We start from the raw sequence: 12,771 nt of genomic DNA on the forward strand, positions 1-12,771 counted from the left end.
CCATTAGAATTATGACGCAGCAGTTTCAAAAGCTCCGCGCCCTGACGGGCATGAAAGACACCTTACCGGGTGAAAGCGCACAGTGGGAAGCCCTGGAGGCTCTGGTGCGGGAATGGTTGGCCAGCTATGGCTATCGCAATATGCGTACCCCCGTGCTGGAACATACCCAGCTGTTTGCTCGTGGTATTGGCGAAGTCACCGACATTGTCGAAAAGGAAATGTATTCCTTTACCGATTCGCTCAACGGCGACAAGCTCACCATGCGTCCCGAATTTACGGCGGGCATGGTGCGCGCCACTATCGAACATAATCTCTTGTACGATCGCCCTCATCGGGTTTATGCGATGGGACCGGTGTTTCGCCATGAGCGCCCGCAGCGTGGCCGCTACCGTCAGTTCCATCAGATCGACGTGGAAGCGTTGGGTCTGCCAGGGCCGGACGTCGATGCCGAGCTGATCGTCATGCTGGCTCGTTTGTGGAAGAAGCTGGGTCTGACGGACATCCGTCTGGAACTGAACTCCCTGGGTCAGGCTGAAGAGCGTGCCGCCCACCGTGCGGCCTTGATCGAGCACCTGGAAGCGCACAAGGATGTGCTGGACGAAGAAGCCCAGCGTCGCATGTATACCAACCCCTTGCGCGTGCTGGATACCAAAAATCCGGCCATGCAGGAAATGGCCAATGCGGCCCCACGTTTGTTCGACTTCCTGGGTGAAGAGTCTCGTGCTCACTTCCAGGGCGTCTGCGATCGTCTGGATGATGCCGGTATTGCCTACACATTGAACCCGCGCTTGGTGCGTGGTCTGGATTATTACAATCTGACCGTGTTCGAGTGGGTAACGGATCGCCTGGGTGCTCAAGGGACGGTGTGCGGCGGTGGCCGTTACGACGGCCTGATCGAATTGATGGGTGGCAAGCCTTCGCCCGCCGTGGGTTTTGCTATTGGTGTGGAGCGCTTGCTGGACCTGTGCTCGCAAGATGGCGAGCAGCCAGCCATTCCCGAATGTCAGGTGTATATGGTTCACCAGGGTGAGGCAGCCCAGCGCAAGGCCTCGCTGTTGGCCGAGCAATTGCGGGATGCCGGTTTGCAGGTGATAGTCCATGCAGGCTCCAGCGGCTTCAAGTCCCAGTTCAAACGGGCTGATGCCAGTGGTGCGCAGGCCGCCGTTATTTTGGGTGACGACGAACTCCAAAAAGAACAGGCCAGTGTGAAATGGTTGCGTGCTGCGGATGGCGCCGAGCAGCAACAGTCTGTTGAATTTTCTGAACTCGCCAGTGTTTTGTCAGCAAGGATTTGAGCATGGCCTACGATCTTGAAGAACAGGAAAAACTAGATGCCATGCGAGCATGGTGGGACCGCTGGGGCACCTTGTGCATCGTGCTGGCTTTTGCTGCCTTGGCGGCGGTAGCCGGCTGGCGCGGTTGGCAGTGGTACCAGGGGCATCAGGCCGGTCAGGCCATGGGTTACTTTGAGGCGCTGGAAAGTGCGGCTGCCCAGACCGGCGAAGAGGCCGATGCCCGCGTGCTGGCTGCCAGCACGACCTTGCGTAACGATTTCCCCAAGTCCGGCTACACCTCCCGTGGTGTCTTGCTGGCTGCCCAGGCTTTGCAGCAACGCGGCAATCTGACACCTGCTCGTGAGCAACTGGAGTGGATGGTTAAAACCAACCACGACCCGGCGCTGACTCCGCTGGCGCGTTTGCGTCTGGCTGGTATCTTGCTGGAACAGAAGAATTACGATGATGCCCTGGCTCAGCTGACAAATCCTCCTGCCAGCTTTGCCGGTCTGTTTGCGGATCGCAAAGGCGATATTCTGGCCGCCCAAGGGCAGAACGATGCAGCACGCGAAGCCTGGACGCAGGCCGTGGAGTTGCTCAAGCAAGACCCTATTTCGCAGTTGGTACAGATCAAACTTGATGCCCTGGCAGGAGCTTAATTCATGTCTCTTCCTACTATTCGCAAATCGCCATCCTCTGCCATGCGTGTCCTGCGCTTGAGCGCTCTGGCCCTGAGCCTGACCGCTTTGGCCGGTTGCTCCATGTTCTCCAGCAAGGATCCTCGTTTCGAGCCTACGCCCCTGACGGAATACACCCCTGGTGTGGCCGCCAAGATCAGCTGGAGTACCTCGATTGGTAGCGGCGCAGACTCCGGCTTTGCACCGCAAGTCAGTGGCTCTTCGGTCTACGCCGCGACGGTCTCGGGTCAGGTCAGCAAGGTGGATCTGGATACGGGTCGCGTGCAGTGGTCGGCCAATGCCGGCAAGAAGTTGACCGCCGGTGCAGGTTCGGACGGTGTGGTGACTGCGGTCGCTTCGGTGGACGGCAACGTCATTGCGTTTGACGACTCGGGCAAGGAGTTGTGGCGCAGTCGTAGCAGCAGCGCTGTGAATGTGCCGCCTGCTGTGGGTGCCGGTGTGGTTGTGGTGCGTACCAGCGACTACCGCTTGCAGGCATTTGATGCCAGCACAGGCGATCTGCGCTGGAGTCTGCAGCGTCCTGGCCCCGCCTTGTCGCTGAAAACCAGCATGCAAATGCGCATTATTGATGGTTTGTTGCTGGCAGGAATGCCCAACGGCCGTTTGATGGCCATTGACGCAGCTCAAGGTCATCTGGTGTGGGAAGGCAGTATTTCTGTCTCCCGTGGCGCGACGGACCTGGAGCGCATTAATGACGTCGTGGGTGCTCCCCAGGTCGTCGATCCCCTGCTGTGCGGTGCAACCTACCAAGGTCGTGTTGCCTGCTTTGACGTCTCCCAAGGTGGACGACTGGTGTGGGATAGGGAATTTTCGGCCGGTACCGGTATCGCAGCGGACAACCATATGTTGTATGCCGCCAATAGCCGCGACCAGATTGAAGCGTTTGCCATGACAGACGGGCAAACCATCTGGACGCAGAATGCTTTGCGTAACCGTGGTCTGGCTCCTTTGGCCGTCATGCCCCAGGCGCTCGCCGCCGGTGACATGGAAGGCTATGTTCACTTTCTATCGCGACTGGACGGCACCTTGTTGGGTCGGGTCAGTGTCGGCGGTGGTGCCATTGTGTCGCCTTTGATCGGAACCCCGCGTGGGGTCCTGGTTCAGACCGGCAATGGTAATTTGGTCTTGGTTGGAATCAATTGAAAAGCGTTTCTTTTAAGCCCGTAGTGGCTTTGGTCGGTCGGGCCAACGTCGGCAAGTCCACTTTGTTCAACCGCCTGACGCGCTCGCGCGCGGCTCTGGTGGCGAACTTCCCTGGTCTGACCCGCGATCGTCATTACGGCGAAGGTCGGGTTGGCAGCCGCCCCTATATCGTGGTCGATACGGGTGGTTTCGAGCCTGTGGCCAAAACCGGCATGTTGCTGGAGATGGCTCGTCAGACCCAGCAGGCGATTGCCGAAGCTGACGTGGTCGTCTTTCTGGTCGATGCCCGTGAGGGCGTCAATGCACTGGATCTGGAAATTGCGCAGTTGCTGCGCAAGCTTGGTCAGAAAGTGCTGCTGGCCGTCAACAAGGCCGAAGGCATGCGTTACGAGGCCGGTGGCGTGGAATTCCACGAATTGGGCCTGGGTCAGCCTTACCTGATCTCCGCTTCCCACGGCGATGGCGTGGAAGAGCTGATCAACCTGGCACTGGAGCAAGTGCCCAATCCTGAGCCTGAAGAGGATGGCCAGGATGACGATGAGTTTCAGCACCGTATCAAGCTGGCGATTGTGGGCCGCCCCAACGTGGGCAAATCCACCCTGATCAATACCCTGGTGGGTGAGGATCGCGTGATTGCGTTTGACCAGCCCGGTACGACGCGTGATGCCATTGAAATCGAGTTCGAGCGCAATGGGGTGGAATACACCCTGATCGACACGGCCGGTTTGCGCAAGCGCGGCAAGGTATTTGAAGCGGTTGAAAAGTTCTCCGTTATCAAGACCTTGCAGGCGATTGAAGCGTGTAACGTGGTCTTGTTGATGATTGACGCTCACACCGAAATTTCCGACCAGGACGCCAGCATTGCGGGCTTCGTGGTGGAAACCGGTCGTGCACTGGTGGTGGGCATCAACAAGTGGGATGGCCTGGACGAGTACCAGCGCGAGTGGATCAAGCGCGAGTTCGATCGCAAATTGCGCTTCCTGAACTTTGCCAAGATGCACACCTTGTCGGCGCTGAAAGGGCAGGGGATCAATCCCTTGCTCAAGTCGGTCAATGCCGCGCATGCGGCTGCCTTCTCCAAGCTGTCCACGCCCAAGCTCACTCGCGTCATGCAAGAAGCGGTGGAACAGCAACAGCCACCGCGCAAGGGCATTTTCCGTCCCAAGTTGCGGTATGCTCACCAAGGTGGCATGAACCCGCCGATCGTGGTGATTCACGGCAACGCCCTGGATGCCATTTCGGACAGTTACCGCCGTTATCTGGAGACGCGTTTTCGCGAGGCCTTCAAGCTGGAAGGCACGCCTTTGCGCATCGAATTCAAATCATCTAAAAACCCTTATCTGAAGGACGCGTAATGAGCCGTTTGTGGAGTGATCATGTAGCGGGGCTTTCACCCTATGTACCGGGTGAGCAGGTCAAGCTGGATAACCTCTTGAAGCTGAACACAAACGAACATCCTTTCGGTCCGTCGCCCAAAGCGCTGGAAGCGATCCGCCAGGCGGCGACCGATGATTTGCGTCTTTACCCCTCCTACAGCGCGCAGGAATTGCGTGACGCCGTGGCGCACAACCACGGCGTGAAAGCTAACAACGTCTTTTTGGGCAATGGCTCGGACGAAGTGCTGGCCCATGTGTTCAGCGCCTTGTTCCTGCGTGGCGTGCGCCCGGTCCTGCTGCCCGATATCACTTACAGCTTCTACACCACTTACTGTTCGTACTTCGGTGTGCCTGCTGATATCGTGCCGCTGCGCGAGGACTTCACGTTGAATGTGCAGGACTATGTGCGCAAGCGCAGTCTGCCACCTGCCGGCATCATTTTTGCCAACCCCAATGCGCCTACTGGCATTCCTTTGTCCTTGACGGATATTGAAGCCATTCTGGCTGCCAACCCGGACACCACTGTGGTGGTGGACGAGGCGTACGTCGATTTCGGCGGTACATCTTCGGTTGGTTTGCTGGAAAAATACGACAATCTGGTGGTCATCCAGACCATGTCCAAGTCGCGCGCTCTGGCTGGCTTGCGTGTGGGTTATGCCCTGGCCAGCGCCGATATCATCCAGGCTCTGGAGCGGGTGAAAGACAGTTTCAACTCCTACCCCATGGACACGATTGCCCAGGTGGGTGCCGTGGCTTCCTTGAAGGATACGGAGTATTTTGCCCGCCAATGCCAGGCTGTGATTGATGCACGCGAGCAGTTGCGCGCTGATCTGGAGCAGCTGGGTTTCGAGATTTTGCCTTCGAAAGCGAACTTTTTGATGGCAACTCACCCTAAGCATTCGGCAGCTGGTATTCAGCAGGCCTTGCGTGAACAGGGGATTTTGGTTCGCCATTTCCGTCAGCCACGCATTGAGCAGTATTTACGTATTACGGTAGGATCGCCCGAGCAATGTGCCCGACTGTGCAACAGTTTGCGGCAGATTTTAGGGCAAGGCGCCTGATATACACCTATTAGATAAAAATCTCCAGTTTGGAACGTGCGAATTCAGGGAAAACCCGGTAAAGTAGTGGGATTCGCTTCCATTTCTGGAAAAACAACATAACCGGAGCCTCACCAATGAGCAATAAAGGGCAAATTCTACAAGACCCGTTTTTGAACGCGCTGCGCAAGGAGCATATCCCTGTGTCGATCTACCTGGTCAACGGCATCAAGCTGCAAGGTCAGATCGAGTCCTTCGATCAGTATGTCGTACTGCTGCGCAATACAGTCACTCAAATGGTGTATAAGCACGCGATCTCTACCGTCGTTCCTGCACGCCCCGTTACTTTGGCTGCGGATGAGCAGGCTGAATAAATCCTCACCCAGTTCTTTGTACTCTGAAAGACCCGTCTCGCGGTGCCCGCGGGCGGGTCTTTGTTTCTGGAGCAAGCGTTGAAGGCACTGGTAATTAGTGTGGATATGGGCGAGCTGGACTACAAGGCCCATGCTGAAGAATTCGTCATGCTGGCTGAAGGGGCGGGCGCCCAGATTATGGAACTGATGGTCGTGCGTCGGTCCCGTCCAGATTCTGCCTATTACATCGGTACGGGCAAGCTGGAAGAGGCTGTCGCCCTGGCCAAGGCAACTGGCGCCGAAGTCGTGCTGTTTGATCATGCCTTGAGCCCGGCTCAGCAGCGTAACCTGGAGCGCAAGCTGGAGCTGCGTGTGGTTGACCGGGTTGCCCTGATTCTGGATATTTTTGCCCTGCGTGCGCAAAGTCACGAAGGTAAATTGCAGGTGGAACTGGCCCAGCTGCAACACCTGACTTCCCGATTGACCCGGATGTGGACGCACTTGGAGCGCCAAAAGGGTGGTATCGGTATGCGTGGTCCAGGTGAATCGCAGCTGGAAATGGACCGCCGGATGATTGGCGACAAAGTCCGTACCTTGCGTGAGCGTCTGGCCAAGGTGCAACGCCAGCGCAGCACCCAACGTCGTGCCCGTTCTCGTAGCGGCACCTTGTCGGTGTCTCTGGTGGGCTACACCAACACGGGAAAATCCACGCTATTTAACGCCTTGACCCGTGCGGACGCCTACGCAGCTGACCAGTTATTTGCTACCTTGGATACCACCACGCGTCGTATCTGGATTGAAGGGGCAGGGCAGGTCGTAATTTCGGATACGGTGGGCTTCATTCGTGAATTGCCACCGACCTTGATTGCCGCTTTCCGGGCCACTTTGGAAGAGACCGTCCATGCAGACGTATTGCTGCATGTGGTCGATGCGGCCAACCCTCAACGCGATGAACAAATCGCTGAAGTTCATAAGGTTCTGGAGGACATCGGGGCCCATGAAATACCTCGCATTCTGGTCTATAACAAAATTGACCAAGCCGGCTATGAGCCACGGGTAGAGCGGGATGAACATGGTACTATTGCCCGAGTCTTTGTTAGCGCTTTAGAGCGCATCGGATTGGATGGCTTGCGTACAGCAATCGTCGAATCAGGTCATTTCGCGGAAAACAATGCGTCTGAACAATAAAATATTCAATCTCAATGATCCCGGTTGGGGACGAGACAGTGGCAAAAACGGTTCCGAGCCACCTCGCCGCCCCGAGAAACAAGATGGCCCGCCTGACCTCGACGAGGTATGGCGTGACTTCAACAGTCGCTTGGGATCTTTATTCGGCAAAAAGGGACGTCGCTCCCCTCCCGGTGGCATGCCTCCGGGTAGCGGTAATGGCCCATCCATCCCCAAAGGCTCGCCCAAGCTGCTGATCATCGGCGGTGTGGTCGCGGTCGGTCTGTGGATGGCCAGTGGCTTTACCATCGTGCAGGAAGGTCAGGTTGCCGTGGTTACCCGTTTTGGCGCGTACACGAAAACTCTGAATCCCGGTTTGCAGTGGCGTTGGCCCGCTCCCATCGAAGATCACCAGACTGTGAATATTTCGCAGTTGCGTACCTTTGAAGTGGGCTACCGCGGCAGTGCACGCAATAAAGTCCTGCCTGAATCGTTGATGCTGACAACCGACGAGAACATCGTCGACATGCAGTATGTGGTTCAGTACCGTTTGCTGCCTACAGGCGCACCGGATTACCTGTTCAACACCAATAATCCGGACGAGTCGGTACGTCAGGCGGCTGAAACCGCCATGCGTGAAGTCGTGGGCAAGCAGCCCATGGACTCCGTGCTGTACTCCGGCCGTACCCAGATTGCATCGGACGTGCAGCAGCTGGCCCAGTCCATTCTGGACCGCTACCGTACCGGCATTCAGATCAGCACCGTAGCTATCCAGAACGTGCAGCCGCCCGAGCAGGTTCAGGCCGCCTTTGACGATGCCGTCAAGGCCGGTCAGGACCGCGAGCGTCAGATCAACGAAGGTCAGGCCTACGCCAACAAGGTGTTGCCCGAAGCCGCTGGTCAAGTGGCTCGCATGATGCAGGAGTCTGAGGGTTACAAGGCTCGTGTGATCGGTGATGCCAAGGGTGATACCGCCCGTTTTGGTAGCGTCGAGGCCGAGTACGTGAAGGCTCCGGGTGTAACGCGGGATCGTCTGTACCTGTCCACAATTCAGGAAATCCTGGAGAGCACCAGCAAGGTACTGGTTGATACCCGTAGTGATAACAACATGATCTATCTGCCTTTGGACAAGATCGTGCGTCAGGTGGGTAGCCGCACAGATATGGAGCCGTCCGCTCCTGTCGCTTCGGCCGCTTCGCAAGGACAGGTCAGCCGTCCAGTTCCCGCTGCGGCACCCAAAGCGCCTGCGCCAGCCAATCCAGCCGGTCTGGATACCTCGCTGGGCTCTTTGGTCAGTCCTTATTCCCCATACGCACGCTAGGAGAGCTTGATGCAACGTTTATTTCCTGCTCTGGTGGCCCTGGCGGTAATTGTCGGTCTGCTGCTGTCTTCCGTATTTATCGTGCGTGAGCGCGATGCGGCTCTGGTTTTTGCCCTGGGTGAGGTGCGTGGCACCATCACGACCCCCGGCCTGTACTTCAAGCTGCCACCGCCATTTGAAAACGTGGTGTTCCTGGACAAGCGTCTGCAGACGATTGAAACCAAGGACCCCGAGCGTATTCAGACGGCTGAAAAGAAGAACCTGCTAATCGACTCCTACGTCAAATGGCGCATTTCCGATCCACGCCTGTTTTACGTGACCTTTGGCGCAACGGATCGTGGTGCTGTCGAGCGTTTGCAAGCCCAGATTCGTGACGCCCTGAACGCTTCGGTGAACGTGCGCACGGTGAAAGAAGTGGTTTCCACCGAGCGTGATGCCATCATGCGTGAAGTGCTGACGGCCGTTGAGGCCCGTGCCCGTCCTTTGGGTGTGGAAGTGATTGACGTGCGTTTGCGTCGTATTGATTTCGCTCCCGAGATTTCGGAATCGGTATACCGTCGTATGGAAGCCGAACGTACACAAGAAGCCAACCGTTTGCGTGCAACCGGTGCTGCTGAAAGTGAGCGTATCCGTGCCGAAGCCGAACGTCAGCGTGAAGAGTTGCTGGCCGACGCGTATGCCCAAGCTCAGGCCATCCGTGGTCAGGGTGATGGTGAAGCCGCTGCCATTTACTCCGATAGTTATGGCAAGAACCCCGAGTTCTATCGTTTCTACCGCAGCCTGGAAGCCTACCGCAGTGCTTTCAGCAAACAGACCGACACACTGGTCATCAGCCCTGACTCTGATTTCTTCAAGTATTGGGGCAAGCAAGGATCACCCGCAGCACCTGCGAACTGATCCCCGCTAGAGAACTTAGGGCCGCTGGGTGTTCCACCCGCGGCCCTGATCGTTTATACTAGCGTGTAAGTTACTAACACCACTTCGCATGCGACTTGGGCGGCTTACAGGCCCCAAGTCGCTTTTTGTTTGGCTGGAACTTTCGTTTATAAGTAGTCCGAGGCACGAGTATGTCCAATTGGTTGTTGCCAGAGAGCCTGGCTGATATCTTGCCTGCAGAGGCGCGCCGCATCGAAGAACTGCGCCGCGATTTGCTAGACTTGTATCGTACTTACGGGTTCGAACTGGTAGCTCCACCTTTGGTGGAGTATCTGGAATCCCTGCAAGCGGTTTCTGGCACAGATCTGAATCTGCGTACCAGCAAAGTCGTCGATCAAATCTCGGGTCGTACCATGGGCGTACGCGCCGACATGACCCCCCAGGTGGCACGTATCGACGCTCACTTGCTTAACCGCGAAGGCGTCACTCGGCTTTGCTACTGTGGTTCGGTCTTGCATGCCCGTCCGGCTGGTTTGTTGTCGGATCGTGAATTGCTGCAGATTGGCGCGGAAATTTTCGGTCATGCCGGTATTGAGTCCGATCTGGAAGTGGTGCAACTGGCGTTGGAAAGCGTGGGTCGGGCAGGGGTGCATCATCCTCGCCTGGACTTGAACTACCCCGATCTGGGGCGCTTTCTGATCGAGCGCGATCCTATTTTGAAAACCCGCGTGGCAGAAGTGTGTGAGCTTCTGAACGCCAAAGATGTGTCGGGCCTGCGCGCCCTGGGTCGTGAGTCGGGCTGTCTGCCTGAAACCACCCGCTATCTGCTGGCTTTGACCTCGCTGTATGGCGATGGCAGCGTACTGGAGCGTGCCCGCAGTGTTCTGCCGGACGAACCGGAAGTGCGCGAAGCTCTGGGTAGCCTGCGCAGCTTCATTGATGCCTTGCCTGGACACGAAATTACGGTGGACCTGGCCGACATCGGCAGCGGTTATGCCTACCATTCGGGCCTGATCTTTTCGGTGTACGCCGAAGGCTGGCACGATGCCTTGGTCAAGGGCGGACGCTTTGACGGTATTGGCCGCATGTATGGTCGTGCTCGTCCTGCAACCGGCTTCAGCCTGGATTTGCGCAAGCTCTCGGCTGGCTTGGCACCGGCTCAGGCAGCCCGTGCAGTACGTGCTCCCTGGGGCAGTGATGCGGCCCTGACGGCAGCGGTCAAGCAACTGCGTCAAAACGGTGAAATTGTGATTCAGATGCTACCCGGTCAGGAGCTGAATCTGGATGAATTTGTGATCGATCGCGAGCTGGTCTCGTTGGACGGTCAGTGGCAAGTTAGGGCGCTGTAAGCCAGGCGGCTTGTAGCGTTGGTGATTGTTATTGGTCCGGCACCGTGCCGGCCTCCTTTATTCTGATACTAGACATGAGCAAAAACCTAGTGGTGATTGGCACCCAGTGGGGTGACGAAGGCAAAGGCAAGATCGTCGACTGGCTGGCCGAGTCCGCGCATGGCGTGGTTCGTTTCCAGGGTGGGCATAACGCTGGCCATACATTGTGGATTAATGGCAAGAAGACCATTCTGCGCTTGATTCCGTCGGGCATCATGCACGAGCACGTCACTTGCTACATTGGCAATGGCGTGGTGCTGTCGCCTGAGGCCCTCTTGACTGAAATCGCCGAGCTGGAAGCTGCCGGTCTGGACGTGCGTTCGCGCCTGCAGATCTCGCCCGCTTGCCCGCTGATTTTGCCCTACCACATCGCCGTGGACCAGGCTCGTGAAAAGCGTAAAGGCGACGGCAAGATCGGTACGACCGGTCGCGGTATCGGCCCTGCTTACGAAGACAAGGTGGCACGCCGTGCCCTGCGTGTTCAGGACCTGTACGATCCCGAAATCTTTGACGAAAAATTGTCCGAAGCGCTGGATTACCACAACTTCGTGCTGACCCAGTACCTGGGCGCTGAAGCTGTTTCCGCTGAACAGGTTCGCGACCTGGCCATGAAGCACGCTGAACAGCTGGCTCCTATGGTTGCTGACGTATCCAACAACCTGTACCAGGCCAAGAAAGCAGGGCAGAAACTCCTGTTTGAAGGTGCCCAGGGTGCATTGTTGGATATTGACCACGGTACATACCCCTTCGTGACCAGCAGCAACTGCTTGTCCGGTGCCGCTTCCGCAGGTTCGGGTGTGGGTCCTCAGGAATTGAGCTACGTGCTCGGTATCGCCAAGTCCTACACCACTCGCGTGGGTTCGGGTCCATTCCCGACCGAGTTGCTGGATGACACCGGCATGCGTCTGGCTACGGTGGGCAAGGAATTCGGTTCCGTTACCGGTCGTCCACGTCGTTGCGGCTGGTTTGATGCGGCGGCCATGAAACGTTCGGTCATGATTAACGGTATTTCCGGTCTGTGCATTACCAAGCTGGACGTGCTGGACGGCGTTGAGCAAATCAAGATTGGTGTGGGTTACCGCTACAAGGGCGAGTTCCTGGACGTCCTGCCCTACGGCGCACACGCGGTTGCCGAAGCCGAGCCTGTCCTGGAAGAAATGCCCGGCTGGACCGAGTCCACTGTGGGCGTGACCGACTACGACAAGTTGCCTATCAACGCTCGTCGTTACCTGGAACGCATTGCTGAACTGTGCGATGTACCTATCGACATGGTTTCCACAGGGCCAGATCGCAACGAAACCATCGTATTGCGCGATCCGTTTACCAAATAAGCGATTTATCGCGGTATAATGCCCTGCACCGTTGTACGGTGCGTACAGAGCGGCCTGAAGGGCCGCTTTGTCGTTCTGGACGCTGCGTTGGCCTACCAGACTCTTGTTTTGCAGGTACCAAAGCGCAGCTAGTGCATTTATATCTGGAATACATATGAGTCTGCCCCCAAATAGCGATACTGATGAATGGGTTTCCTGGGAACAATACAATCGCCTGATTGAACAATTGGCCCTGAGCATTCACGAATCAGGCTGGAAATTCGACAAAATTGTTTGCCTGGCCCGAGGCGGCATGAGAGTGGGAGACGTTATTTCGCGCATCTATGATGTACCCCTGGGTATTTTGGCCACCAGCAGCTATCGCGAAGCCGCCGGGACCGAACAGGGTGATCTGGATATTGCGCAATACATCACCATTACCCGTGGCACCCTGGATGGCAATGTGCTGCTGGTCGATGATATGGTCGATACGGGCAAGACTTTTATGCGTGTACGTGATCACCTGCGTGCACAGTTTCCCGCGATCACCGAGCTGAAAACCGCCGTTTTGTGGTGGAAAGGCCACGCCCAGGTCGACCCAGACTACTACGTGTCCAAGTTGCCCACAAATCCCTGGATTCATCAGCCTTTTGAGGACTACGATAGCATTCGCCCTCATCAGCTGGACGCCTGGATCCGTAAGGGTACCGGCCAGGCTTGATCGCTGGCATTCAGATAATTGGTGGATAGCCTAATTGCGCCTTGCTTGGTGTATGCCAGCAATCGTGCTACCATATTGGGCTATCTGTTACGCTAACTCTTTTT

12 protein-coding genes are annotated in these 12,771 nt (G+C 56.9%); all 12 read left to right on the forward strand.

Translation table 11 applies throughout. The annotated features are described in order from the left end of the window. The first annotated feature begins 11 nt into the window (after positions 1-11). The 12 genes from hisS to ACFPDR_RS07040 all read left to right on the forward strand — a co-directional run bounded on the left by hisS (position 12) and on the right by ACFPDR_RS07040 (position 12,667). Positions 12-1,295 carry a histidine--tRNA ligase gene (hisS, locus tag ACFPDR_RS06985; protein ID WP_060185243.1) on the forward strand — a complete coding sequence of 428 codons (1,284 nt, stop codon included), beginning with the start codon at positions 12-14 and terminating at the stop codon, positions 1,293-1,295. 2 nt (positions 1,296-1,297) lie between these two features. Then, on the forward strand, positions 1,298-1,933 hold the full coding sequence (locus ACFPDR_RS06990; protein ID WP_009455880.1) for a YfgM family protein: 636 nt from the start codon (positions 1,298-1,300) through the stop codon (positions 1,931-1,933). A gap of 3 nt (positions 1,934-1,936) precedes the next feature. Continuing rightward, positions 1,937-3,115: an outer membrane protein assembly factor BamB gene (gene bamB, locus ACFPDR_RS06995; protein ID WP_035272276.1), complete on the forward strand. Its 1,179-nt coding sequence runs from the start codon at positions 1,937-1,939 to the stop codon at positions 3,113-3,115. After that, entirely contained in the window at positions 3,112-4,470 is a 1,359-nt protein-coding gene (der, locus tag ACFPDR_RS07000) for a ribosome biogenesis GTPase Der (protein WP_009455876.1), read from the forward strand. The genes bamB and der overlap by 4 nt, the downstream gene beginning before the upstream one ends. After that, positions 4,470-5,552, forward strand: a complete 1,083-nt coding sequence (hisC, locus tag ACFPDR_RS07005) for a histidinol-phosphate transaminase (RefSeq protein ID WP_009455874.1) — start codon at positions 4,470-4,472, stop codon at positions 5,550-5,552. Before der ends, hisC begins: the two co-directional genes overlap by 1 nt. Positions 5,553-5,668: 116 nt before the next feature. Further along, positions 5,669-5,905 (forward strand): RNA chaperone Hfq, encoded by a 237-nt coding sequence (hfq, locus tag ACFPDR_RS07010; protein WP_003799329.1) that lies wholly within the window; start codon positions 5,669-5,671, stop codon positions 5,903-5,905. Between the two features lie 78 nt (positions 5,906-5,983). Continuing rightward, positions 5,984-7,072 (forward strand): GTPase HflX, encoded by a 1,089-nt coding sequence (hflX, locus tag ACFPDR_RS07015; protein ID WP_009455872.1) that lies wholly within the window; start codon positions 5,984-5,986, stop codon positions 7,070-7,072. Then, positions 7,056-8,372, forward strand: coding sequence for an FtsH protease activity modulator HflK (hflK, locus tag ACFPDR_RS07020; RefSeq protein WP_257112029.1), 1,317 nt, complete (start codon positions 7,056-7,058; stop codon positions 8,370-8,372). The genes hflX and hflK overlap by 17 nt, the downstream gene beginning before the upstream one ends. Before the next feature lie 9 nt (positions 8,373-8,381). Next, positions 8,382-9,269 carry a protease modulator HflC gene (gene hflC / locus ACFPDR_RS07025; protein WP_021446479.1) on the forward strand — a complete coding sequence of 296 codons (888 nt, stop codon included), beginning with the start codon at positions 8,382-8,384 and terminating at the stop codon, positions 9,267-9,269. Positions 9,270-9,439: 170 nt separating this feature from the next. Beyond that, positions 9,440-10,597, forward strand: coding sequence for an ATP phosphoribosyltransferase regulatory subunit (locus ACFPDR_RS07030; RefSeq protein ID WP_009455869.1), 1,158 nt, complete (start codon positions 9,440-9,442; stop codon positions 10,595-10,597). A 74-nt stretch (positions 10,598-10,671) separates the two neighbouring features. Next, complete coding sequence (locus ACFPDR_RS07035; RefSeq protein ID WP_009455867.1) at positions 10,672-11,967, forward strand: adenylosuccinate synthase; 1,296 nt, start codon at positions 10,672-10,674, stop codon at positions 11,965-11,967. 154 nt (positions 11,968-12,121) lie between these two features. After that, complete coding sequence (locus ACFPDR_RS07040) at positions 12,122-12,667, forward strand: phosphoribosyltransferase (RefSeq protein WP_021446480.1); 546 nt, start codon at positions 12,122-12,124, stop codon at positions 12,665-12,667. Positions 12,668-12,771: the final 104 nt, after the last annotated feature.

The organism is Alcaligenes sp. GCM10023179 (assembly GCF_042653705.1).
Taxonomy (GTDB): Bacteria; Pseudomonadota; Gammaproteobacteria; order Burkholderiales; family Burkholderiaceae_B; genus Alcaligenes; species Alcaligenes phenolicus.